Annotated in this window: 23 protein-coding genes and 1 riboswitch; of the genes, 7 read left to right on the top strand and 16 right to left on the bottom strand. The window is 36.4% G+C overall.

The genetic code is table 11. The features are described 5' to 3' along the window. Positions 1-120 precede the first annotated feature (120 nt). From J3U69_RS06520 to J3U69_RS06555, 8 genes are all read right to left on the bottom strand, one after another. Complete coding sequence (locus J3U69_RS06520; protein WP_267413448.1) at positions 121-1,158, bottom strand: aldose epimerase family protein; 1,038 nt, start codon at positions 1,156-1,158, stop codon at positions 121-123. A gap of 135 nt (positions 1,159-1,293) precedes the next feature. Next, a complete protein-coding gene (gene araA / locus J3U69_RS06525) occupies positions 1,294-2,718 on the bottom strand; it encodes an L-arabinose isomerase (RefSeq protein ID WP_267413449.1) in 1,425 nt (474 codons plus the stop codon). Between the two features lie 70 nt (positions 2,719-2,788). Then, positions 2,789-3,940 (bottom strand): sialidase family protein, encoded by a 1,152-nt coding sequence (locus tag J3U69_RS06530; protein WP_267413450.1) that lies wholly within the window; start codon positions 3,938-3,940, stop codon positions 2,789-2,791. A 72-nt stretch (positions 3,941-4,012) separates the two neighbouring features. Further along, entirely contained in the window at positions 4,013-5,515 is a 1,503-nt protein-coding gene (locus J3U69_RS06535) for an alpha-N-arabinofuranosidase (protein ID WP_267413473.1), read from the bottom strand. After that, a complete protein-coding gene (locus tag J3U69_RS06540; protein WP_267413451.1) occupies positions 5,515-6,807 on the bottom strand; it encodes an oligosaccharide MFS transporter in 1,293 nt (430 codons plus the stop codon). The genes J3U69_RS06535 and J3U69_RS06540 overlap by 1 nt, the downstream gene beginning before the upstream one ends. A gap of 13 nt (positions 6,808-6,820) precedes the next feature. Continuing rightward, complete coding sequence (locus tag J3U69_RS06545) at positions 6,821-7,792, bottom strand: glycoside hydrolase family 43 protein (RefSeq protein WP_267413453.1); 972 nt, start codon at positions 7,790-7,792, stop codon at positions 6,821-6,823. 24 nt (positions 7,793-7,816) lie between these two features. Beyond that, positions 7,817-8,545, bottom strand: coding sequence for an L-ribulose-5-phosphate 4-epimerase (locus J3U69_RS06550; RefSeq protein WP_267413454.1), 729 nt, complete (start codon positions 8,543-8,545; stop codon positions 7,817-7,819). Continuing rightward, positions 8,546-10,150 (bottom strand): xylulokinase, encoded by a 1,605-nt coding sequence (locus tag J3U69_RS06555; protein ID WP_267413455.1) that lies wholly within the window; start codon positions 10,148-10,150, stop codon positions 8,546-8,548. Positions 10,151-10,536: 386 nt separating this feature from the next. On the opposite strand from J3U69_RS06555, the gene J3U69_RS06560 reads away from it, so the two are divergent. Next, complete coding sequence (locus tag J3U69_RS06560; protein ID WP_267413456.1) at positions 10,537-11,616, top strand: GntR family transcriptional regulator; 1,080 nt, start codon at positions 10,537-10,539, stop codon at positions 11,614-11,616. A gap of 423 nt (positions 11,617-12,039) precedes the next feature. Next, on the top strand, positions 12,040-12,279 hold the full coding sequence (locus J3U69_RS06565; protein ID WP_220232254.1) for a hypothetical protein: 240 nt from the start codon (positions 12,040-12,042) through the stop codon (positions 12,277-12,279). A gap of 118 nt (positions 12,280-12,397) precedes the next feature. Here the strand turns inward: J3U69_RS06565 and J3U69_RS06570 are convergent, their stop codons facing one another. The 6 genes from J3U69_RS06570 to budA form a co-directional block, all read right to left on the bottom strand. Further along, the gene (locus J3U69_RS06570) at positions 12,398-12,793 is read right to left on the bottom strand and encodes a DUF3021 family protein (RefSeq protein WP_267413457.1); all 396 of its coding nucleotides are present in this window, start codon (positions 12,791-12,793) and stop codon (positions 12,398-12,400) included. Position 12,794: 1 nt separating this feature from the next. Further along, positions 12,795-13,247: a LytTR family DNA-binding domain-containing protein gene (locus tag J3U69_RS06575; RefSeq protein WP_267413458.1), complete on the bottom strand. Its 453-nt coding sequence runs from the start codon at positions 13,245-13,247 to the stop codon at positions 12,795-12,797. A 231-nt stretch (positions 13,248-13,478) separates the two neighbouring features. After that, positions 13,479-14,339: an ABC transporter permease gene (locus J3U69_RS06580; RefSeq protein WP_267413460.1), complete on the bottom strand. Its 861-nt coding sequence runs from the start codon at positions 14,337-14,339 to the stop codon at positions 13,479-13,481. Beyond that, complete coding sequence (locus J3U69_RS06585; protein WP_267413461.1) at positions 14,339-15,193, bottom strand: ABC transporter ATP-binding protein; 855 nt, start codon at positions 15,191-15,193, stop codon at positions 14,339-14,341. The genes J3U69_RS06580 and J3U69_RS06585 overlap by 1 nt, the downstream gene beginning before the upstream one ends. A gap of 192 nt (positions 15,194-15,385) precedes the next feature. After that, positions 15,386-16,414: a ribosome small subunit-dependent GTPase A gene (gene rsgA / locus J3U69_RS06590; RefSeq protein ID WP_267413462.1), complete on the bottom strand. Its 1,029-nt coding sequence runs from the start codon at positions 16,412-16,414 to the stop codon at positions 15,386-15,388. Between the two features lie 185 nt (positions 16,415-16,599). Next, a complete protein-coding gene (gene budA, locus J3U69_RS06595; protein ID WP_267413464.1) occupies positions 16,600-17,307 on the bottom strand; it encodes an acetolactate decarboxylase in 708 nt (235 codons plus the stop codon). 170 nt (positions 17,308-17,477) lie between these two features. Between budA and J3U69_RS06600 the strand changes: the two genes are divergently transcribed. Then, positions 17,478-18,071 carry a type IV toxin-antitoxin system AbiEi family antitoxin domain-containing protein gene (locus tag J3U69_RS06600; RefSeq protein WP_267413466.1) on the top strand — a complete coding sequence of 198 codons (594 nt, stop codon included), beginning with the start codon at positions 17,478-17,480 and terminating at the stop codon, positions 18,069-18,071. Next, entirely contained in the window at positions 18,068-18,925 is an 858-nt protein-coding gene (locus tag J3U69_RS06605) for a nucleotidyl transferase AbiEii/AbiGii toxin family protein (RefSeq protein WP_267413467.1), read from the top strand. Before J3U69_RS06600 ends, J3U69_RS06605 begins: the two co-directional genes overlap by 4 nt. A gap of 175 nt (positions 18,926-19,100) precedes the next feature. Here the strand turns inward: J3U69_RS06605 and J3U69_RS06610 are convergent, their stop codons facing one another. Both J3U69_RS06610 and guaA read right to left on the bottom strand, forming a co-directional pair. Continuing rightward, positions 19,101-19,604 (bottom strand): hypothetical protein, encoded by a 504-nt coding sequence (locus J3U69_RS06610; RefSeq protein ID WP_267413468.1) that lies wholly within the window; start codon positions 19,602-19,604, stop codon positions 19,101-19,103. 171 nt (positions 19,605-19,775) lie between these two features. Beyond that, positions 19,776-21,332, bottom strand: coding sequence for a glutamine-hydrolyzing GMP synthase (guaA, locus tag J3U69_RS06615; protein ID WP_267413469.1), 1,557 nt, complete (start codon positions 21,330-21,332; stop codon positions 19,776-19,778). 180 nt (positions 21,333-21,512) lie between these two features. Next, a riboswitch (purine riboswitch) is annotated at positions 21,513-21,610 on the top strand. A gap of 78 nt (positions 21,611-21,688) precedes the next feature. Here guaA and J3U69_RS06620 point away from each other — a divergent pair. From J3U69_RS06620 to J3U69_RS06630, 3 genes are all read left to right on the top strand, one after another. Further along, positions 21,689-22,267 (top strand): xanthine phosphoribosyltransferase, encoded by a 579-nt coding sequence (locus J3U69_RS06620; RefSeq protein WP_220234774.1) that lies wholly within the window; start codon positions 21,689-21,691, stop codon positions 22,265-22,267. Continuing rightward, a complete protein-coding gene (locus tag J3U69_RS06625; RefSeq protein WP_267413470.1) occupies positions 22,267-23,586 on the top strand; it encodes a nucleobase:cation symporter-2 family protein in 1,320 nt (439 codons plus the stop codon). The genes J3U69_RS06620 and J3U69_RS06625 overlap by 1 nt, the downstream gene beginning before the upstream one ends. A gap of 105 nt (positions 23,587-23,691) precedes the next feature. Next, a partial coding sequence (locus J3U69_RS06630; RefSeq protein ID WP_267413471.1) for a helix-turn-helix domain-containing protein occupies positions 23,692-24,085 on the top strand: 394 nt, incomplete at its 3' end.

The following is a 24,085-nucleotide window of genomic DNA, read 5'->3' on the forward strand; positions in this document are numbered from 1 at the left end:
GTCCTATTAAATTTGGGTGTTAAGAAACATCGATTTAATAGGACTTTTGTTTTAAATAAAAATGATTAAAAAATAGTTTTGCCACAGAATTTAGTTTGCACTACTCACAAACTCCCCAGCTTATTTTTGCAAATAGCTAAATGTAATTTGATGTGTCTTAGTTTCATTTACCGGCAGAATAATATTGCCAAAATTGCTGTGGTTTATCGCATCAGGCAAAACCTGCGCTTCTAATGCAACTGCTTCACTTGGCTGGGCAACAATCCCCTGATCGCGCACAAACTTTACTCCTGGCTGTTCTTGCGACATCGTATACATCACAAGACAGTTTGATTCACTAGTAATCTTAACTTGACGACCACTTTCTTTTTCACGCAGAATTGCTACTTCCTTCATTTCATTTTCTGGTCCATCAATAACAAATGCATCATCAAAACCAGCGTTTTCTCTAATAGCAGTAGCTAGGTTTTTAAATTCATGAAAATCATATGGGGTATTGGCGGTCATTAACATTTTGCCTGTTGGAATCAACTGAGAATCTAGTTGTAAGTATTTCTGACTATTGATTTTAATTTCATGTGAATCTAGATTGGATGCATCACTTAAATTGAAGTAAACATGAATAGTTGGATTAAATAGTGTTGCCTTTCCACCATTAACTGCCTTTTCAGAAATTGTTACCTGATTTTGATTATTTAACGTGTAAGTGATTGTCACTTCAAAGTCACCAGGAAAGCCATCTGTTTTTTCATCGATTGTCTTTTTGAAAATGACGCTGACACTGTCATCGGTCTGCTCTGTTGCTACTGACCAATTCAGAAAGCGAAAACCGCCATTACCACCATGGAGAGTATTTCCATTCTCATTTGTTGGTACTTGAACTTGCTTGTTGTTTAAAGTGAATTGACCTTTTTTAATTCGGCCAGCTACACGACCAATTCCCTGACAACAGCAAAGTCCATTTGCATAATAATCAGCACAATGAGCAAAATTCATAATCAAATTTTTCTGTTGGCCATTTTCCCGCGGTACTAGGAACTCATACCATGTTGCACCCATTGATAAGCACGAAATTGCAACACCATTGTCATTTTCCAAAGTTACCTTGGTAACATCGTGATCTTGATATTTTTCAAAAAATTCTTTAATTACCTTCATTTTTGTTCTCCTGTTCTTTTTAGCAAAATACACTACTTCAACAAGATAATTGAAATAGTGTATTTAAACGGATTACTTTAATTTTTCCATGAGATATGTAAGGATCTACGTTTTTCTGTGAGGAGTGTTTGTTAGTTAGTTAATGCTGCAAAGATCAACACCATAAAGTGTAGCCAGATCAGTTATTTGCTCTTCAGTTGCTGCAAATGAGAAGACTGTATGGTGACCGCCACCAGCCTGAATCCATTGCTTCGACCCTTTTTCTAAGCCAACTTTTGGAGTCCACATTTGCTTAGCCACTGGCAAATGTGGTGTTTCTTTTTCAGCTTTATGGGCGTCAACAGCATAAGTAACTAACTTAAAGTTATTTCTAAAGTCTGCTAAAGTGACATCGATTGCATCCCCTTCTGAGCCAGAAAAGACAAACCGTGCAGGATCTGCCTTACCACCAATATCTAGGGGATGAACTTCAACGCGTGGTTTTTCAGAGGCAATCGAAGGATCAACTTCCAACATATGGGAGCCTAAGATTGCTTGGTGACCTGGGCGCAAGTCTAACGTATAGTCTTCCATAAATGCGGTCTTTTGATTATGAGTCATAATCTTAATTGTCCGTAATAATGCAGCTGTCTTCCAGTCACCTTCACCGGCAAAGCCGTAACCATCACGCATTAATAATTGAGCCGATAATCCTGGTAATTGTTCTAAACCGTGTAGGTCTTCAAAGTTGCTAGTTACTGCAGTATAGCCGCCACGTTCTAAGAACCGCTTTAAAGCAATATATTGTTTTAATTGATAGCGAACGGTTTTTACATAAGCGTCTTTATCCATTGATCCTTGGACCATGATATAACGTGACTTTAAATCAGCATACTCATCATCAATTTCTGCTTCTTTAACTTTAGCCATCTCGTCAACTAAGTCGCCTACGCCATAGTAATCAACTGTCCAGCCTAATTGGATCTGTGCTTGAACCTTGTCGCCTTCAGTAACGGCAACGTCACGCATCGTATCGCCAAACCGGCAAACTTTTAAGTTAAATGACTCATCATAGGCAACAGCAACATCTTCCCAGTCGGCAATTTGTTTCATTACTTTTGGATCTTGCCAATGACCATAAATAATCTTATTGTGCTTTTGCAAACGGGCATTAATATAGCCATATTCACGATCACCGTGAGCACTTTGATTTAAGTTCATGTAGTCAAAATCAATGGTGTCATAAGGAATATAGTCTAAATATTGTGTTGCAAAGTGCAATAATGGTTTTTGTAAAAGCTTTGTGCCACGAATCCAGTTCTTTGCAGGTGAAAATGTATGCATCCAAGTAATCACACCAGCTACTTTATCTTCATAGTTAGCTTCTTTCATAAACTTGGTTATTTCATCTGCTGTAGTTAAAACTTGTTTGAAAACAATCTTATATGGTAAGTTACCATTTTCGTTCAAGCCAGCTACAATCTTTTCGGCATCGTCAGCAACTTCTTTTAAAACTTCTTCACCATATAGGTGTTGGCTGCCGACCGCAAACCAAAATTCATATTTAGGTACTTCCAACATTACAAAATTCTCCTTGCATTACATTACATATTTAATGAATCGTCGCAATTCATTAGATACTTAAATTTTCTTACTTAAAACTAAAAATAGTTGATGTCAAATCGTTACTGTTCGGATCTGTTGGTGCCTTTAAAGGTCCACCACTTACAATTAACAAATCGTCATTAGGTAAAACTGTCAATGAGCGAGAATAAGCTAAAGGAATACCGGTTTTGACATCTTGCCATGCTCCGGCCTCGCCATTGTTTTTGTTAACATACAAGTCGCCGCTACCATCAGTATTAGCAACAATGTCACCATTATGTAAAGTAACTACATAAGGTGCACCACCATAAGCTAATCTGGTTCCTTCGTCGCTAGCATTCCAGTTCAAGCCATCAGCAGAAATCTTGTAGTTAGTCCGCCATTCACCGGAATTAACAACTTCATATGTCATGATATATTTACCATTCTTCATCCGAGCTACAGTGACCATCCCTGGACGAGCTGCTGGTTCTTTGAAGGCGACATCATCAACTTCGTCACCCCAGTTGATACCATCTTTTGATACCCGGTGTGATAATTTTTGACTATGAAGTGGCTTATCACGTTCATCAGAGAAATAGCAGACCAGTTTGTGATCAATTACACTGACAAACGGTTCCCAAACTGGGCCATTACTTGTAGTATTAACGTCAGCGTGTCCACCAACAGCAATCGTACTCAAGTATTGCCAACTACGGGCATGATCTTTACTGAAATATAAATCAATTGAAGTCTTACTCAAATCATTAGGGATTGAGTTGCCAGCACAGATAATTGTTCCGGCAGGCATTTTGCCAATTCTTTCCGGTAATTCATACAAAAATGGTTGATAACGATTACCCCATGGTTTTTTATTAGCTAAAAAATTGTGGGTATCGTTGATTTCACTAATTTTCTTCCAGCTTTTGGCATTATTTAGACTTTCAAAAATTAAAAATGTTGGCGTACCATTCACATAGTGTTCGGAAGTCGCATACAATCTGCCGTTGTGACTTTTATCGGTATGAGTAGTTACAAGTCCCCTACCATATAGAAAACTTGGACTTTTGGTTCCCGGTATTTGGCTTTTGCTAGCAATTGTAGTTATTGGCGTACTTGAATTAGCACTGACTTTTTCATTAATTCCACCTAGAAGTGATAGGCCTAATGCAACAGCTCCTAATGAAAAGAGCAGGCCCTTTCCTTTATTTAATTTCATTGTTAACCTCTCAAAATTGCTTTAATTAGATAGAAGGTAACTATCTTGATTATGGTTTTAGTTACTGTCAGTCTAATGACTGGCCACTGATAAACAGATCATGTTCCAGGAATACGGCGCAACTTTTCCGTTAACACAATTCTGATTATCAACATTAATATCCTTTAAGGTTTCAATTTGCATAGTTTGCTTTTCGTTAGTTTCGTCTAAATCATAGCCTGCAAATTGAGTAGCTTCTTTTAGCGTAACTTGTGGGAAATTAGCTAATTTATAACTGAAATTAGCCTCTTCAGCTGCTTTATTTTCGATAAATAGAACAACTTCACCCTTAGACTGGTTATATACAGCAGAAGAACTAACATATGGAACTACCCGATTGGAAACAGTATAATCAGCGACTTCACTATTTACCTTTAAAGAAGTTCCTTGAGCGTAATTTGCAACCTGCATAAATGGGTAAAAAATTGATTGGTACCAAATAGTTGGCGTTCCTTGATTATTAGTCATAATCGGAGCAATAACATTAATTAATTGGGCTAAACATCCGATCTTAATCCTGTCAGCATGTTTAATTAAAGTTAGTGCCAGTGAACCAACCACTAGTGCATCGGCAAAAGTATAATGATCTTCTAGTAAATGTGGTGCGTGCTGCCACGGCTTTTGTTTAGCATCAGATTCTTTTGAATGATACCAAACATTCCATTCGTCCATAGCCAAATACATGGTCTTGGTCTGATGTTTGCGAGCTTTAACCGCATCACAAATTGAAATTACTTCATTAATAAAACTATCTAAATCAACAGATGAAGATAAAAACTTTTTAATGTCGTGATCATTATCATCATAATATTGGTGTAATGATAAATAATCGACATCATCATAAACATTATCGAGAATTTCTTCTTCCCAGCTGCCAAATGAAGGCATGGAATGTAGCGAACTACCACAAGCAATTAGTTCAATTGACGGGTCAACGATTCTCATTGCTTTAGCAGTTTCGTGAGCAAGTCGTCCGTATTCATGAGCCGTTTTATGACCAATCTGCCACTCTCCATCCATTTCATTGCCTAAACTCCATAATTTAACATTGAACGGAGCTTTTTGACCATTTTGAATGCGAAGATCGCTCCAGTAAGTGCCAGCTGGAAAATTGCAGTACTCAACTAGATTGCGCGCAGCGTCTATTCCTCTCGTTCCAAGATTAATAGCCATATCTGCCTGAGCGTTAATCGTCTTACACCAAGTTAAAAATTCATGTAAGCCAAATTGATTAGTTTCAATACTTTTCCAGGCTAAATCCAGTCTAATTGGTCGCTTTAATTTTGGACCGATGCCATCTTCCCAGTTATAACCAGAAACAAAGTTTCCTCCGGGATACCGAATCAACGGTATTTTTAACTTTTTGACTGCATCAATTACATCTTGACGAAAACCGTTTTTATCTGCTAAAGGATGATTAGGCTGATAGATTCCGTTATAAACAGATCTACCAAGCTGTTCGGTCAATGAGCCCCACATCCGGGGGTCAATCTCGCCAATAGCATCATCTGCAGTTACTTTAAAGTTAGCCTTCATCATTTCTGCTGTCCCGTCGAATCAGTTGCTGGATCACTTGCACTAGCAGTTTCACCTTCAACTTCACCGGCTTGTACACGGTTTTCTTTCTTCAAAGTAAATGCTGCAAATAGAGTAATAATGAAGACAAAGACACCCATCATTACGTATGTATGTTGGTAACCAAAGCCATCGTACATGTGCCCGGCTACCGACGAGAATATGAAGACCGATATCTGTTTAGCGAAGTTAGAAGCTAAAGCATAAACTGTTGCGTATAATCTAATATCAAATGCACCGGCAATATACTTCATAATTGAGGTCAATAGTAATGGCATTTCCAAACCTGCCAATAATCTAAAGACAACAATCCAACCCCAAGTTGGGGATAAAGCTGAACCTAAAATACGGATGCAGGTTAAGAAACCGTAAGCAATTAACCCATTTCTAGCACCAATCTTGTTAATAATCCAAGGCATTGGGAACATTAGGAAGAATTCTATTAAAGTCTGTGCTGAAGACATGTAACTATAAACTAAAGTACCTTGAGCAGCTGTTTCAAAGAATGTCTTGAAGAAAATGATAAATTGTTGATCAAAAACATCAAATATAGCTGAAGCACCCATGTAGAAAATTGATAATACCCAAAAGTTCTTATTTTTAAAGACTGAACCGACAATCTTCATGTTTAATGAGTTAGAAGTATCACCAGCTGCAGAAGCATTTTCCATGTTGATCTTGTCACTAAACAATAGTAAACCAACGAAAATTACGGCAGCTACTGAACACATCCAAAAGATTGAATTAGGTTTCCACAAGAATAGTCTTCCGGCTACTAGCGAAGCAACAATTCCGGCCAATGAACCACCTAAACGTGAGTGGGAATATTCAAAACCGTTAGCTAGACTTGCACGTTGAACATATTGCTCAACAACGCTAACACCACCGTTTAAAACAAAACTGAGAAAAATACCAGTTACTACTGCTACTAAGAAAGAATTAATCTTCATTAATGGTAAGAACAACCATTGGAAGTACGGCCCAATAAAAATCCCAACTACACCAATAGTTATAATTAAATCTTTTCTAAATAGCAGCTTATCCGAAATGACCCCAAAGAATGGTTGGAAAATTAGGGAAATACCGGCCATCATTGAAAAGACTAAGCCTGATTGAGCACCATTTAAATGACCAACTTGCTCCATCCAAAGCGTTAGGTATCCGTTTACTGTTGCCCAAATAAAGAAATAAGTGAAATGGGTAAACGGAAAGCCCCAAAAATGTTTATTTTTATTTTTTACTTCATCATTCATTTTTTATACTCCCTTATTTATAATTGTATGGAACTGGCTTGCCAAAGACCGGCATGCCGTTATCATCCCAAGTAAAGGCTTGAATCTTAGTGTGACGGTTTGGATCATAAAGTGGATCACCTTTAATTTCGGTGTAGTCTCTGCAGTGATAAACTAAAATATCAGTTTTACCGTCTTCCGCTTTTGTGAATGAGTTATGGCCTGGTCCATATTGATGATGTTCCAAATCACTTTGAAATACTGGTGTCTCACTCTTGTGCCAACTTGCTGGGTCTAGTAAATCAGCATTATCAGGTGCAACTAGCATACCCATACAATAATTTTCATCAGTTGCACTTGCAGAATAAGTTAAGAAGAATTTATCACCATGGTGGATTACTGCAGGACCTTCATTAACCCAGAAGATCTTGGTTTCCCAATCATATTCAGGTTTAGTCAGCATTACTGGTTTAGTCTTTAAAGTCCAAGGATTCTCCATTTCAGCAATATAAATATTTGAATTACCTTTGATCTCAGGATCTTTTTGAGCCCAAACGTAGTACAAAACTCCTTGATATTCGAAACTCGTTGCATCAAGTGAGAAACTATCCATACCGGTCTTGATTTGACCATGCTCAATCCAATTTTCTTCTTTAGTAATTGGATTTGCTTCATCACATTCAATACAAAACATTCTGTGTTGGAACATGCCATTATCATCAAGTTCGTCGGTTTCGGCTGCTGCAAAATAAATAAACCATTTACCATCAATAAAGTGAATTTCTGGTGCCCAAATTAATTGGCTCATTTCACCCTTATCATGCTTGCGCCAAATAGTCCGAGGTGCGGCATGAGCAAGACCTTCTAGCGTTCTTGCCCGTCTTAATTCAATCCGATTATATGCAGGTACTGAGGCGGTAAAGTAATAGTAGCCGTCTGTGTGCTTGTAGATATATGGATCAGCTCTTTGAATAATAAGCGGATTAGTATAAGTATCTGTTGTCATGATTTTTCCTCCTAAATCTTTAAATTATTTTCTTTTTGCGTGCGTTTTCGATTGGGCATTATCTTGGCCATAATATGCATTCTTTCCGTGCTTGCGGTAATAATGCTTATCTAGCAAATATTGTGGTAAATGGCTATTAGCCCGAGTCAATTGCAAAGTGTGATAATCTTCCTCTGCAACAACTTCCAAAACTTTGGCATTGTAAACTGCCTTAGCCGGAGTTTCGCCCCAGCAAAACGGTCCATGCTGACTAACCAAACTCCCTGGAGTTGCTTCGTAATCTAAATGTCGTTCATTAAAGGTGCGAACGATGGTCTTACCAGTATTGCCTTCGTAATCTTCCTCAATTTCTTCTTTAGTTAACGCATCTGCAGCTGGTACATCAGTGTAAAAAGTATCTGCATGCGTTGTATTAAGAGCAGGAATATCCATTTTAGCTGCCGCAAAAGCTACTGCCCATGGCGAATGGGTGTGCACAATACCACCAATTTTAGGAAAATGATTATATAAATACGTATGTGTTGGCGTGTCAGAAGATGGATTTTTATCTCCTTCAACCACTTCTCCCTTTAAATTGACCACAACCATATCATCCGGTGTCAATTTTTCATAAGGTACACCTGAGGGTTTGATGACATATAAACCCTGGTCCCGATCAATTCCTGAAACATTACCCCAAGTAAACGTTACTAAGTCCAACTTGGGTAATTGCATATTAGCTTCATATACTTCTTTTTTCAGTTTTTCTAGCATTTACCTCTCCTCATCACTCAAAATACCTGCTTGATTCTCTAAAGATAAGGCTGCCTGATAGCGCTCAAGGTATTTAGCAGCACCCTTAACTCCTTCTGGCTCTGGACTCAGTGTCATAATTTCAGAATCTACAAAAACCTTAGTATCTAGGTAGTCTTCTAATGGCTCGGATGCACCGGAAGCAACATATTGCGCGAGTACTGCCATACCCCAAGGTCCGCCAACACTAGCGTTAGTCATAACAGAGATTGGTAAGTTCAACATATTGGATAAAACTTGCTGCCCGATTACGGGAGTTTTAAATAGGCCACCTTGCGCAATCATGACATCAGTTGTGACATTTTCTTCTTTAGTCAAAATGTCCATCCCAATTCTAAGTGGCGCATAGGCCGAATATAACTGAGCCAGCATGAAGTTAGCCAATGTAAATTTACTATTAGGTGTTCTGACTAATAGCGGTCTGCCTTCTTGCGTCTTGGTAATTGGTTCCCCTGAGAAATAGCTGTAATTAACCATTCCTCCTGCATCGGGATCCGACTTAGTCGCATCTAGAAAAAGTGCGCTATATAGCTGATCGGCACTGATATCAATTCCAAGCCTTCCAGCAAATTCCTGGAAAAGTTGTGCCCATGCATTGATATCAGATGAACAATTATTGATATGCACCATGGCTACAGGCAACCCAGTTGGTGTTGTAACAAGATCAATGTCACGGTGAACTTTTTTAAGTGGCTTGTCTAAGACAACCATTGAAAATTCAGAAGTTCCAACAGAAATATTACCTGTGCGCTTACGAACACTGTTAGTACTAATCATACCTGTTCCTGCATCGCCTTCAGGTGGTGCCATCACGCTTCCTGCTTGCAATGTCTGGGTTGGATCAAGTAAATTTGCCCCCTCTTTAGTTAAATGACCAGCAACTTCGCCTGCCTTTAATACATGTGGCAAAATTTGTTCAATCTTCCACGGGTACTTTTTTACTTTTTCTAAGGCACCAAACTTTTGTAAGCATTCCTGATCGAATTGACCATTCTTACCGATGGGAAACATCCCTGAGGCATCGCCTACACCGATGTTTTTTTCACCAGATAATTGCCAGTGAACATAACCTGCTAATGTTGTTAAATAAGCAATGTCTTTTACATGTTTCTCATCTTGCAAAATAGCATGATACAAGTGAGCAATGCTCCAGCGCAGCGGGATATTAAAATTAAACAATTTGGTTAGTTCACTTGCTGCGTCTCCAGTTATCGTATTTCGCCAAGTTCTGAAAGGAACTAGCAATTTGTCATTTTGGTCAAAAGGCAAATATCCGTGCATCATTGCACTTACGCCGATTGAACCAATATGTTCAATTTTGACATGATATTTACTACTTACATTTGCAGCTAATTGTGCATAGCTTTGTCTTAAGCCAGTTAAAATTTCTTTTTGTGAATATGTCCAAATTCCATCTTGCAGTGTGTTCTCCCAGAGATAACTACCTGATGCAATTGGCTGGAAATCAGTTGTAATTAATACTGCTTTTACTTGTGTTGAGCCAAATTCAATTCCAAGTGCTGTTTGCCCCCTTTGAATCAATTGAGCTATTTTTGTGATGCTCATTCAAACGCCTCTTTTCATGTTGCTCGAGATCATCTCGTGATATCAGCCTTCTTCAGAAAGCACTTTCATGATATATTTTTTATTTGAACAATTCAATAGTTTTAAAAATTTGTTCGAATGTTTATGTCCAAAAAGTATGGCTTAAATAGTTTGTATTACGGGATTTTGGCGCTTTTAAATTTTTTATTTGTTTTTATTTTGCCTTTTTGCAGTAAATTTATTGTTTATTGCCATAGCATTGCTATGATTGTTAGCGCTTATATAACAGCACTTACAAATTTAGTTCACCTTTTTTTATCCAACTATGTTATGATTTCTAACAAAGAGAATGTAATTTTTTGAATATAAGCTAAAATTTATTCAAATAAATTTTAGGAGGTGTTATTTTGAAACGCGATTACATTGCTATTGTGGAAACTCTTAGAAATGAAATAACCTTTGGGCATTATCAAGTTAACCAACAATTGCCAACTGAAAATGAGTTAATGGATCGGTTTCAGACGACGAGATATGCTGTTAGAAAGGCTTTAACTGAACTACAGAATGAGCATTTAATTTATAAAGTTCAGGGAAGTGGAATGTTTATTCAAGATTGGAATAAAAAATGGCAAGTCAATCCTGAAAGCAAAACTATTGGATTAGTTTGTACACATATTGCAGACTACATTTTTCCCAAAATCATTTCTCAAATTGACACTGTTATTGAACCGAAGGGTTATTCTCTTCTTCTTGCTAACACGCACAATTATCCTAAAACTGAACGCTCAAATTTAATTAAAATGCTTGATTCACAAGTTGCTGGCTTAATCGTTGAACCGAGCGAAAGTGCCCGTCCTTGTCAAAATGCTGACATTTATCAAAGAATTGCTAAAAGCAAAATTCCACTATTATTTATTAATGCCGAATATGCTGAGTTTAATTTCCCAGCAATTACAAATTCTGACCGCGAATCTGAAAAAGAATTAATAAGTTATTTACTAAAAGAAGGTCACAGAAAAATTCTAGGTATTTTTCAAACGGATGATCTTCAAGGTGTAGAACGAATGAATGGTTTTATTCAGGCTTATCAGGATCAAAACTTTAATTTGGCTAACAGTAATTTGATAATGTACGGGTCACATGATTCATTCAGCGTTATTAGTAAAAAAATTGATGTTTATTTAAATAATAGTCAAATGCCCACGGCTATCGCTTGTTACAACGATGAGCTGGCTGTACTAGTAACTGATAAACTTAAAAAGAAAAATATTAGGATCCCACAAGACGTTTCGATTGTTGGCTTTGATAATTTTGACTCCGCAGCTTACTTAAATCCTAGTTTGACAACAATGAATTACCAGCGCACATCAGTTGGTGAAGAAGCTGGTAAGGGAATCTTAGCGCTAATCGATGGAAAAAAGTTTACTTCGGTTGTCCATCACCCACAATTAAAGCTACGTGACTCAGTTATTTCACTCAATAAGTAAATAATGTAAAAGACCAGATTTAGATTTAAATCTGGTCTTTTTTTTGAACTATATTTTAATATTTTTTTAAATTAATGTAAAAAGCTTTATTCAACCGAATTATTGATGGCATGGACCTTAAATAAGAACAATCATTTGCTCTTTTTCAAGAAAAGTTGATGTTAAGCAAAACGGTGTGCCACGCGGTTTAAAAATTGACACTATCAAGACAATTGCCAAATATGTTTCAAACTTAACACGCACAAATTTATACTCAAATCGACTGAAAGCTTTCATTAACTTTTGACGAACTATGAAGGTAAGGCCGAAAATTGCATTAAAAATGCACTTATTTAATTTTTAACTCAATAGTTCAGTTGCTTATTGGATAGCACTATGATAGTGTTTTGTTATCTTGAAAAATTTTTAAGGGGGTAATACTGTTTGATTGCTTTATTAATTATAATTATCATCATAGCGATAAAATTTATGCCAATTGATACTTGGCTTAGAAAGCACAATCTGTCAATTGCTATTCCTATATTCTTTAGTCTACTTTGGGCTTTCGTGATAATTATGTCTTTTACAGGCTTTGCTAAAGCATTTCATTGGTATGATTACACGCTTACAATTTTTGCTTTTGTTTATGAGTGGATAGATTTTCTAGGTATAGGAAAAAAATAAAATATGTCTTTTTATTGTCAACAAGAGCAGGCTAAACACTGAAAAATGTGCTTTGCCTGCTTTTTACGTTTTCCCAGTTTTAATCGGTGGCCGAACTTGTCCTTGTATTCTACTTTGTTTACGATTTATTGCTATTTCGCTTCTTAATTCGTTTATTAATTTTATGAACAGTATTTACCTGCATCAAGATTACAACCGCCCAAACAATCAGGTAGATCAGGAAGAATAGTCCAATTGTCGCTTGACTTAAAGCAAAATTACTAATTATCATCATTAGAATAAATAAGATAAAAGCACCTACTAAGTGAATCATTAGCGCAATTAGAAAAGGCAAATCCGTTTCAAAAATCATCGACAAAAGGCCAATCAGGCCTGACATGATGAAAACGGATATAAAACCAATTTGGGTGGGTGCAACCTTAGGATAGACAAAAGTTAGGATAGCTAAATAGCTGGTTGAACCAAAGCCAACTCCGGTTAAGAAATAACTAATACACTTTTTTAGTAGCTTCATTTTAAAGACCTACCTTTTTTTCTAATTCTGGCAAATAATGTCTTGAAACATTAGCTTTCAAGTTATTGGCCAGTTTAGCAACCATATTTCCCGCAAAGCCGACCTCAATTGACTCCAAATAATTTAAATTAATTAGACCATGGCGAGACACTTGAACAAAATCATCGTTCAAATTAGTTAGCACCTGATAGAGTCTCCCCTTAGCTTTAAAAACATTTTTGGTTGTGTAGTAGATTAATGTCGTTGTTTGAACTTCGATTTTGATAATTTCCCCTTGTTTAAGGGTGACAATGCGATCCTCAGTTTTAACAGGGATTAAAGCGTGCTGATTTTCGTTAAACTTATTTAAATAACTGATCAATCTACTGACAGTTTCTGTTTCCTGCATAGCTTTAATGGCAACTTCAATTTCATCTTTGTTTAAAGTGGCATCGGTTTGAAACTTAATTTTCACTGTGCTTCACTTTCCTTCTATACTTATAAGAATGACGATTTCATATTCTAATCATTACTTTGGTAGTTCAAATTTAAGAATACCCCAAAAATATCATATTTACACGTAAACAGTTAATTGTAAGCACCAAAATGTGCAAACCGAAACATAAGATAATAAATGAAAATTTTATATTACTAATGCTCACTTACTAACCAAGTTTTGACATTTCTAAAATAACCGGTTAATTCTTCAAACATTATTTTTACTTTTAGCAATTGTCAACGATAAAGCAATAATCATCACGGTCAAAAGTGCTGTCATCCCCAACAACATATAAGCATTATCCATTCTGGCTAACCGATAGCCATAAATTTTATAAGAAACCCCAAGATAATTAAACATTTGGGTTCTTGCATTACCTGTTAAAAAATTGGGGCTTACTTTATCTAGCAATATACTCCTCAAGGCTGCAGCTTCATAACTACTTGGTATTAACTTGACTAAAGTTTGAGCATGAGCAGTTAATGTTCCGTATGGCATATAAGTTGCTACCGCAAAACCTGCCGCTGCTCCAATGATAGATGATAAGCGACTAAAAGTAGTATAGGAGTGAATAAATAGCGTAATTACTCCGTTTACCAAGGTCGCGGAAATAGCACCCAGCAAAATAAACCCACTGCTTAACAAATATGCATTATTAGGAATACTAATTTTATCAACCGCTGTAAAATAAATGCTCATTATCGCAAAAGTAACTATTTGCATGATCAAACTAACAAAAACACTTGCTAAAATATAAGCAAAATTTCGCGTTGGCAGAGAAGTATCGGTCAGGCTCAAATCATCTGCTGTTCTTGTTTCCTTGTCCTTAACGAGCTGCCCTAACGCCTGAAAAGATGTGGTTATTCCCGCAATTGTCACAATACCTGCAATCATCCACAAATCGAGGATTTCGGTTATATGAGGAATATTACCCCAAGATTTTTCTAGAGTTCTTTGTAAAAAGCCAATATAGATGAAGAATGAAATCAATGCCCCTAAGCAAGACATAATCACACCGAAAATATTTCCAAAATAAATTCTAATGTTTCTTTGTAATAGAGCAAGCATCACTGTAACTCCTTTCCCGTAATTTTAATAAAGGCGTCATTGATTGATCCTTTACGATACTCAAAATCAGTTATTTCATCCAGATTTTGATTTAGGAAGCTCGTTACTTCTTTAAAAGATAAAGCATCAATTTCAACTAGGTTATTTTTAAGGTGAATGACCGCATGACTTGTTTTCAGTTTCGCTTTATTTTTTATACTAACGAGTAATTTCGTAGGCGCATATTGCTTTTTTATTTCTTTAACTGTTCCACTGGCTAAGACATGCCCATTTTCCAAAATATACATTTGATCGGCACTTTCAGCTTCTTCGAGATAATGCGTCGTCAAGAAAATGGTTAGTCCTTGCTCTTTTTGCAGCTTTTGTAAGAGTTGCCAAATCACTAATCTTGTTTGTAAATCTAGCCCTGTGGTTGGCTCATCTAAAAACAAGATGTCGGGACGATTAACTAATGATCGGGCAATGTCCACTCTTCTTCTTTGACCACCAGACAATGTTCCGTATTTTTGGTGCAAGAATCTTCTAATCCCCATTAAGTTAATTAGTTCTTCGAGCCACTCTGATGAAAACTCTTTATACATTCTTGCTCTTAAATAGAGATTGGCTTTAACTGACAATTTATCATCTAAAACACTAGTCTGAAAAACTACACCTATTTTCAGATTAGCTGCATAAGAAATAGTACCTGAAGTTGGCTTTAATAACCCAGTCAAGATATTAATCGTAGTTGATTTTCCTGCTCCATTTGTACCTAGAAAAGCAATGAGTTGTCCCTTACCAATTTTTAAATCAACCCCATTTAAAGCAGGACGATTACCGTAATTTTTAGTTAAATTGTGCGTTTCAATAAGCATAGTTTCTCCTTTCCGTAATCTCAATTATTAGAATACCGAGTTAGTGGAAGTAAATATCACTTTTTGCAATAACAGGTCAATATTCAAACATGAAAGGATATGATTTTGCTATGAAATTTTGAGAATAAAAATAGAAGCAACTTAATGTTAAGCTGCTTCTACCTGTTAAATAAGTAATTTAATCCAATCGTTTTACATCGGTGGCTTCCGATAACGATGATAATTGATTGTTTGCTTCTTAAATTCAGCCTTCTGATTTAATTTCTTCGCCAATTTTTTGTCAAGGTAGCCTTGGGTCAATTCACTTTCTTTTTGTAAAGCAAGAAACTGATCATAAGTTTTCTGCGCTAGGGTCCCGTTTTGTACAGCTTCTTTGACGGCACAATCAGGCTCATCGAGATGGCGGCAATCATTAAAACGGCAGTTTTTTGCTAGCTCCGCAATTTCAGGAAAAACCTGTGCTAGGTCATTAGCACCAACACCAATGCTTTTCACGCCTGGAGTATCAATTAAGACAAAATTCCCATTTTCAATCGGAATTAACCTTGAGCTCGTAGTTGTATGGCGACCCTTATCAGTTTTTGCACTAATATCACTGGTCGCCATGACCTCTTTTTGGGCAACAACATTAATTAAACTCGATTTACCTACGCCTGAATTACCGTAAAAGGAAACAGTTTGTCCCGGCAAAATACTGGAACGCAATTTTTCAATGCCTTCACTGGTTACACTGGAAGTGCAAAAGACCGGAACTTGCAATTTGGCAGCAAGTTGGACAGCGATTTTACTACTATCTGAAGTTAAGTCGGACTTAGTCAATACCACTGAAATCTGATATTCATCATCTTTTTTCAGTGCATACAAGTAACGGTTAATCCGCGAGTCGGCTAAATTTTTGTTCAGTGAAATACAGATAAACAATTGATCAATATTGCTAGCTGCACATTTTTGCTCCGCCCGATATTCTTCACCAGTTATCCGACCTAAAGTACTATAGCGCGGCAAACGCTCATTAATTAAATCAAAATCAATTTGCGGATCAAGCGTTACCCAGTCGCCCACTAAAAACTGCTCGGTGCGCTTTTTGGGAATGGCATTACTCTCACGTCCGTCCAAATGCATTACTTTATACATGTCAGTCGAATTTAACGAGATTCTACCGAGTGTCTTTTCACAATCAATTTGTTCATGTTGTTGATAAGTATTTAATCCTAATTCCAAAATTTCCCCTTTTTTTGAAAAATCGTTCATATTTTATTTTAAAAAATATTAAAATAATTAACTCAAATAAGTTGTATTAGGGTATTTTATCATATTTATTTCATAAAAAGCCAACAACATATGATTGTTTAGATATTTTATTAATACCCACCTTTTTACACAATCAAAATGGCAGTAATAGATTCCTATTCCGACTTAGAAATCACTTGGTCAAGTTTGGTAATATCGGTTAAATCTGCGTCTAAAAAGTCCTGACTATCTACTGGTAGATGTAATTGCAAATTATCTAGCAACTGAACGCTGACAGTTACATCCTTCATTGTTGCAGCCAAAACATGACCGCCCACAGACAGGTTATCAGCTAAAAAGTGATTGTGAAAGCCAGAAACGCCCACCCCTTGAAAAACCTTTGGCGTGTAATATGAAATCATAGTTCCAGTAATATTTTCGGCTTCAAATTCGACCTGATTTTGTGCAATCTCACCCAATGAAGGATAAGGTTTCTTTGACTTCTTGGATGATCTAGTTCGAATTTTCTGAAAAACACCGTTAGTTCTAACTGCCAAGAAACGATTTTGCGCATTATTTGCTGTTAAAACTTGGGAAAGCATCTCTTCTAACTCAATATCCTGGTAGCTTTTAAAGTCGTGATAATCGGCAAAGCTAACATCTGCGTATGTTACTTTAAAATCGGGTGGTAACTTAACAGCTTTTCCAGTCGTATCAATTTTGTAACCAATCCCGTCTAAAATCACTAATTCGCCATCAACACCATCACCCGTTCCAATGCCAATATCGCCGTGTTTTAGCAACTCCGCTAATGGCAAAGTGCCATCTAATAATCCTTCTACTAGCATTTGCATTGTGCCATGTTGAAATAGAGTATTTTTCATAATACTTGCTCCTCCCATTTTTTACTAAGATTAAGTTTATTATGCAATTGTATTGATGTTTAAGGCAAGTATGATTAGTTTCGATAATTTTAGTGGTAATTTTTGTTACCAAAATATACATTACATGCTACAATTTGTATATATGAGTAACAAATATAGGAGATAGTGATATGGGACAAACAGAAATTGTTTTAAACTTTATCAGACAAAATCATGGTCAGATTACTGTCAAAGAAGCTGAAAAAGCTGGAGCATCCAAGGTCACACTCTATCGCTTAGAAAAGGCTAATAAAATCACCAAAATTGCTCCAGGCGTTTTTATTGATCCCAAAGAATTTGGCGATGAGTTAGCAGCTTTACAATATCGTTATTCTAAAGGGATTTTCTATAAAGATACGGCACTATTTTTACATGGAATGATTGATCGGACCCCCGAAATTTATGAAATGAATTTTTCTATTTCTAATTCTCATGCCAAATTTATTGATGTTCCTTTAAAAACTTATCGTCAAACCAATAAGCTTTTTCAAATTGGAACTGAAGAAATTATTAGTCCTGGAGGTCATAGAGTTCGAACTTACAATATTGAACGAACTTTGTGTGATATTTTAAGAAAAAGAGATCGTTCAGACGCTGAAACAATTAAGCAAGCAATGAATACGTATGCAAAAATGAACCACAAGAATCTTCTCAGGCTTTCAAAATATGCAAAGATTTTTAAGGTGAATGATGAGATTCAAAGATATATGGGAGTCCTTCTATGAAATTAAATTTTACTAATCAAAAACAATTTTTAGCTGAAATCAGAAAAATGGCAAAAGCAAGAAAAATAAGTGCTCAAGTCATGCTGCAAGAAGTTATTCTTGATGATCTTTTAGAAAGAATTGCAAATTCAAAATACAAAAACAATTTTATACTTAAGGGAGGATTTCTAATTGCGTCTCTAATTGGAACAGATTTAAGATCTACCCGAGATTTAGATACATCAGTAATTGGACTAACAGTTTCTAAAGATACAATGCAAAGAATTTTTGAAGAAATCTGTGCAATAAAATTACCTGAAGACAATATAATATTAAAAATATTAAAAATTGATGATATAAGAGAAAATGATGAATACAATGGCTATCGACTACATATCAAAGCTTATGTATATTCTTCACGTGTTGACATAAAAGTTGATATTTCCACAGGTGACGTAATCACCGAACGAGCGATCAAATACGAACATCAACTTTTATTGGAAAATCGGAAAATCCAAATTATGGCTTATAATACTGAAACTATTATCGCAGAAAAATTAGAAACAGTTATAAGTCGGGCAACATTCAATACACGATTAAAAGATTTTTATGACTTATATATATTTGATCAAAAATATTATGAAATGATTGATTTTGATTTACTTAAAAAAGCTATTATTGCAACAACCAAACGGCGTGGAACCAAAGACCTCATTGGTAGTTTAATATCAACTCTAGAAATGCTTAAAACAAATCAAAACTTAGAAAGTTTATGGTCTAAATATCAAGATCGCAATAGCTACTCTAAAAATATTAATTTCGCCGAAACATGTAACGCGGCTGTTCATCTAGTTAAAAAAACTGGACTTAAATAATTATTTAAATCTGCCTAGATTATTTTGGATATATCTAGTTTATAGACGTTTTTATTTTTAGCTTAAAGCAAAAGAATTAGTTCACCAAATAAAAAAATCTTTTTATTTTGCCACGGCCAGTTAACTCTAAAATCTAATTTATTTTAATGCCTATTAAATTATGTACAATTATTTTTTACTGATTATCATACTGATAATGCGCATATTCTAATTCAGTAAAAATTTTAATTTTTCCATCTGCTTTCAAAAAAAGATAATAATGTCCTTCTACCAAATGATTCAATATTTCTTTCAAATTATTCAGTTGAACTTCATTTAATTCTTTGTCTGTTTCAAATATAAGATTTAGTACCTGACCATTATTACCTAGTAATATGATAGATTGATTCATTCTTTCTTTTTTACCAGAGGAATCAATTAAATACATTCTCTGATTTTTAGCGTTTTTTCTGACTTTATTAATTAGATCAACTAATTCATCAGCGATGATATTTGTTATAACTCCAATTCCCAGATTTCCAAGAATAAGCAAAATTTGATTAAAAAACGCTGAATTCACTGGTTCTTTGGGGTTAAAGTCATGCTCTAATATATCAGCGTGTGTATTATCTAGACCCAATTCTGCTATTTCATCTTGAGAAATATACTTTTTATTAAATCCTATTTTTATATTATTCATATATTTATCCTTTAAAATTTAAAATTAAAAAGCTCTTAGTACCATTATAATACTAAGAGTTCATCATTTTATTTTCTGAAAGACTTTTATGTCAATTAATACCTTTTTAAGTAATTTTTGCACCTATTAATTGTTACTAATATCAGCGCTCCAATATTAAATAACACTATCCTATTCCCATTCAATCGTTGATGGTGGCTTACTAGTAACGTCATATACTACGCGGTTAACGTTATCAACTTCGTTGATGATTCTGGTCGAAACTTTTTGTAAAACATCCCACGGCAGACGGGCAAAGTCCGCGGTCATGCCGTCAATTGAGGTAACTGCCCGGATACCGATAGTGTAATCGTAAGTTCGGCCGTCACCCATGACGCCAACTGACTTGATGCCAGGCAAAACAGTGAAATATTGCCAAACTTTTTCTTGCAAACCGGCCTTTTTGATCTCATCACGCAGAATTGCGTCACTGTCACGTACGAGCTTCAACTTATCTTCAGTAACTTCACCAAGAACGCGAATTCCAAGTCCTGGACCAGGAAACGGCTGACGCCAAACCAGATCATGCGGAATACCAAGCTTTTCACCAAGCTCACGCACTTCATCTTTGAACAGCTTACGCAACGGCTCAATCAGCTTAAAGTGCATGTCTTTTGGTAAACCACCCACATTATGATGGGATTTAATTGTTTGTGCGGTATTAGTGCCACTTTCGATCACGTCAGTGTAGAGTGTACCCTGAGCTAGGAAGTCAACATCATGCATTTTTTGTGCTTCTTCATTGAAAACCTCAATGAATTCATTACCGATAATCTTCCGTTTTCGTTCCGGATCAGTAACGCCTTTTAGTTTAGCTAAAAAGCGGTCCTGGGCATTGACCCGAATAATATTAACCCCAAGGTCACGATTCAAGGCTGCCATCACTTCGTCGCCCTCGTTTTTGCGGAGCATCCCGTGATCAACAAAAATTGCAGTCAACTGGTTACCAATTGCTTTATGCAAGAGTGTAGCAGTAACGCTGGAATCTACACCACCGGATAAGCCTAAAATAACTTTCTTATTCCCCACCGTTTTGCGAATTTCAGCAATCTGCAAGTCAATAAAGTCCGTCATGGACCAGTCAGCTTTGGCGCCACAGACCTTGAAAGCAAAATTACGCAAGACATCAAGACCATATTCAGTATTGCGCACTTCCGCGTGAAACTGAATGCCATAAAGTTTAGCTTGATCATTAGCGATCGAAGCAATCGGACAATTTTTACTTGAAGCTACCACCTTGAAACCCGCAGGAGCTTGTTTAACTAAGTCGCCGTGACTCATCCAGACATACTCATCTTTGGGTAAGCCACTGAACAAGACCGAATTGGCATCTTCAATAGCGATATCCGCACGGCCATATTCTGAGTTAGCGGCTTTTTCCACATCGCCATCTAAGTAATATGACATTAGTTGCATGCCATAACAAATTCCTAAAATCGGAATACCGAGTTCAAAAATCTGCGGATCAACTTTCAAAGCATTTTCATCATAAATGCTATTTGGACCACCGGAAAAAATAATTCCTTTGGGATTAATTTCTTTGATCTTAGCCATGCTGATGTCGTGCGGCAAGAGCTCAGAATAAACCCCAAAATCACGTAAACGTCTGGTAATTAACTGGTTATATTGACTACCAAAATCCAAAACAATAATTTCATCAAAATCTTGAAGATTCTTTTTTACTGCCATCCGAGCTCCTTTTCTACCAAAACAAGAATTTGATTAAACTGTACTAAGAATTTCCCTTGCGGTCAACCACTTTTTAAGAGAAAAAGTGGCAATAAAAAAGGCCAGTTATAGAAATAAAAAATATTATTTTCCACCTTAAATCTCATCTTGCACAACTTAATTTACTTTGTTAGAATGCAGTCATCAAGTCAATATTAAATCTGTATATTGCCGTAATAAGGTCGGCAGTTTCTACTCAGAACCATAAATTCTGAACTATGGATTAAGAGCAATTATTGCAGTTTTTTACTGCTGTAAGGGTCTTTTTTACCATAGTTTGGTAGAAAAGGCCCTTTTATTTTTTCAAGGAGGAAATTGTGAAGTTATTAGAAGACCGCATTCGTCGTGATAGTGAAGTTCTGCCTGGGAATGTCCTAAAAATCAACTCTTTTTTAAACCACCAGGTAGATCCAGAACTAATGATGGCTGTTGGACAAGAATTTGCCCGGCTTTTTCAAGATAGTGGCGTAACCAAGGTCCTAACTTGCGAAGCATCTGGCATCGCACCGGGCGTAATGGCTGCTTATGAATTGCATGTGCCCATGGTTTTTGCCCGTAAGAAAAAGCCAGCTACGCTAAACGACGCGGTCTACTGGGCCGATGTTTATTCATACACCAAAAAAGTAACCAACCAAATCTGCGTTGAGCAAAAATTTCTCCATGAAGATGACAATCTGCTGATTATCGACGACTTTTTAGCCAATGGTGAAGCAGTCAAGGGCATGATTAGTATCGCTAAGCAAGCAAAAGCTAATATTGCTGGCATCGGTATTGTTGTTGCTAAAAATTTCCAAGGAGGCAGTGCTTGGATTAAAGAGCATGGCTACCGTCTGGAAGCTCTCGCCAATATTGCAAGTCTTAGAGACAACCAAGTACATTTTATGGGTGAAGAATAATGGCACAAAAAGAAGTTAGTCAACAAAAAGCGGCGGTTCTAGGGTTACAACATTTATTGGCGATGTATTCTGGAGCAGTTGCAGTTCCACTACTAATCGGCTCGGCACTAAAATTTAACGCTGAACAAATGACCTACTTGGTTTCCATTGATATCTTCATGTGCGGACTCGCCACCTTATTGCAGCTTTTGCGTAATAAATATTTTGGCATTGGTTTTCCCGTTATCTTAGGCTGTGCTATCCAGGCAGTTGCGCCCTTGCAGATGATTGGACAGAAGTTTTCAATTAACGACATGTATGGGGCAATTATCGTTGCCGGTATTTTCGTAATTCTTATTTCTGGTCTTTTTGCCAAAATCAAAAAGTTCTTTCCGCCAGTAGTCACTGGAACGTTAATTACGACAATTGGCCTAACCCTAATCCCAGTAGCTATCCAAAATATGGGCGGTGGCGATGCTACTGCCAAAAACTTTGGTAGTGGGCAAAATTTGTTTTTAGCCTTTTGCACAATGTTTATCATTTTGGCATTGGAAATCTGGACAAAAGGGTTCTTACGTTCAATCTCAGTTTTAATCGGGTTAATCGCCGGCACAATTATTGCTTCTTTGATGGGACTAGTTTCCTTCCAGCCAGTAATTGATGCCTCATGGTTTCATTTACCCCAGCTGTTTTACTTCGGCATTCCTAAATTTGAATGGTCTTCCAGCCTAACAATGATCATTATTGCGCTTGTTTCAATGATCGAATCGACCGGAGTTTTCTTTGCCACTGGTGATTTACTTGGCCACAATATAACAGAAGATGATCTCAAAAAAGGCTACAGAGCCGAAGGATTGGCCCAAATTTTCGGTGGTTTGTTTAACGCCTTTCCCTATACCACCTTTTCCCAAAATGTTGGACTGTTACAACTCTCAGGAATTAAGACCAAGCGGCCAATTTACTGGGCAGCCGGCTTACTAATGGCAATGGGGCTTTTACCCAAAATCGGTGCTCTGGTAACAATTATTCCAACGCCCGTACTTGGCGGCGCCATGCTAGTTATGTTTACGATGATTGCCGTTCAAGGAATTAAGACATTGACCAAAGTCGATTTAAGCGATAATAACAACATTTTAATTATTGCCATATCCGTTGGCCTAGGCTTAGGTGTAACCATTTACCCTCAGTTCTTTAAAAACTTGCCAGCTACGGTGCAACTCTTTTTGAGTAATGGGATTGTGATTACTAGTTTATCGGCCACAATCTTAAATTTACTACTTAAAGGAGGTGAAAAACGACAACATACAACAACGAAAACTCAAACTGCAAATATCTCGTAAACCAAACATTTTCCCTTAAATATGATTTGTTTACGCAAAAACATCTTCGACAATGTGAAGTTAACCCCCGGAATTGGACAAAGATTCCAATTCGGGGGTTTTCTTATGTCTAAATATTTACTAAAAACAAAATTAGAAGCAGTAGATTTGTATCAAAGAGGATTTAGTACAAAAGAAATTCAAGAGAAATTACATATCACATCACGTAAATCTATTGATGGTTGGATCAATAATTATCAACAGTATGGTAACAGAGGCCTGGAAAAAAGCTTTTCTAAGACAAGATATAGTGGTCAATTTAAATTAGAAGTCTTAAACTGGAGAAAAGAACATAGTGCCAGCTATCAAATTACTGCCAATCATTTTAATATTAAACAACATTCCACTATTGCGAATTGGCAAAGAAAATTAAACGAAGGCGGTGTTGATGCTTTATTTATTAAGCAAGGACGACCATTAATGCATAAAAAGAAAATTAAAGCAAAGAAGCATAAATATA

This window comes from Lactobacillus sp. B4026 (assembly GCF_026535825.1).
Lineage (GTDB): Bacteria > Bacillota > Bacilli > Lactobacillales > Lactobacillaceae > Lactobacillus > Lactobacillus panisapium.

What these genes read in the sequence shown, in the direction of transcription:
- J3U69_RS06555 (WP_267413455.1), bottom strand. Translation starts at nt 10,150, where the DNA reads ATGAGCATCACAAAAATAGCTCAATTGATTCAAAGGGGGCAAACAGCA.
- J3U69_RS06580 (WP_267413460.1), bottom strand. Translation starts at nt 14,339, where the DNA reads ATGCTTGCTCTATTACAAAGAAACATTAGAATTTATTTTGGAAATATT.
- araA (WP_267413449.1), bottom strand. Translation starts at nt 2,718, where the DNA reads ATGTTGGAAGTACCTAAATATGAATTTTGGTTTGCGGTCGGCAGCCAA.
- J3U69_RS06520 (WP_267413448.1), bottom strand. Translation starts at nt 1,158, where the DNA reads ATGAAGGTAATTAAAGAATTTTTTGAAAAATATCAAGATCACGATGTT.
- J3U69_RS06540 (WP_267413451.1), bottom strand. Translation starts at nt 6,807, where the DNA reads ATGAATGATGAAGTAAAAAATAAAAATAAACATTTTTGGGGCTTTCCG.
- J3U69_RS06550 (WP_267413454.1), bottom strand. Translation starts at nt 8,545, where the DNA reads ATGCTAGAAAAACTGAAAAAAGAAGTATATGAAGCTAATATGCAATTA.
- J3U69_RS06530 (WP_267413450.1), bottom strand. Translation starts at nt 3,940, where the DNA reads ATGAAATTAAATAAAGGAAAGGGCCTGCTCTTTTCATTAGGAGCTGTT.
- J3U69_RS06600 (WP_267413466.1), top strand. Translation starts at nt 17,478, where the DNA reads ATGGGACAAACAGAAATTGTTTTAAACTTTATCAGACAAAATCATGGT.
- budA (WP_267413464.1), bottom strand. Translation starts at nt 17,307, where the DNA reads ATGAAAAATACTCTATTTCAACATGGCACAATGCAAATGCTAGTAGAA.
- J3U69_RS06545 (WP_267413453.1), bottom strand. Translation starts at nt 7,792, where the DNA reads ATGACAACAGATACTTATACTAATCCGCTTATTATTCAAAGAGCTGAT.
- J3U69_RS06585 (WP_267413461.1), bottom strand. Translation starts at nt 15,193, where the DNA reads ATGCTTATTGAAACGCACAATTTAACTAAAAATTACGGTAATCGTCCT.
- J3U69_RS06605 (WP_267413467.1), top strand. Translation starts at nt 18,068, where the DNA reads ATGAAATTAAATTTTACTAATCAAAAACAATTTTTAGCTGAAATCAGA.
- J3U69_RS06625 (WP_267413470.1), top strand. Translation starts at nt 22,267, where the DNA reads ATGGCACAAAAAGAAGTTAGTCAACAAAAAGCGGCGGTTCTAGGGTTA.
- J3U69_RS06570 (WP_267413457.1), bottom strand. Translation starts at nt 12,793, where the DNA reads ATGAAGCTACTAAAAAAGTGTATTAGTTATTTCTTAACCGGAGTTGGC.
- J3U69_RS06610 (WP_267413468.1), bottom strand. Translation starts at nt 19,604, where the DNA reads ATGAATAATATAAAAATAGGATTTAATAAAAAGTATATTTCTCAAGAT.
- guaA (WP_267413469.1), bottom strand. Translation starts at nt 21,332, where the DNA reads ATGGCAGTAAAAAAGAATCTTCAAGATTTTGATGAAATTATTGTTTTG.
- J3U69_RS06535 (WP_267413473.1), bottom strand. Translation starts at nt 5,515, where the DNA reads ATGAAGGCTAACTTTAAAGTAACTGCAGATGATGCTATTGGCGAGATT.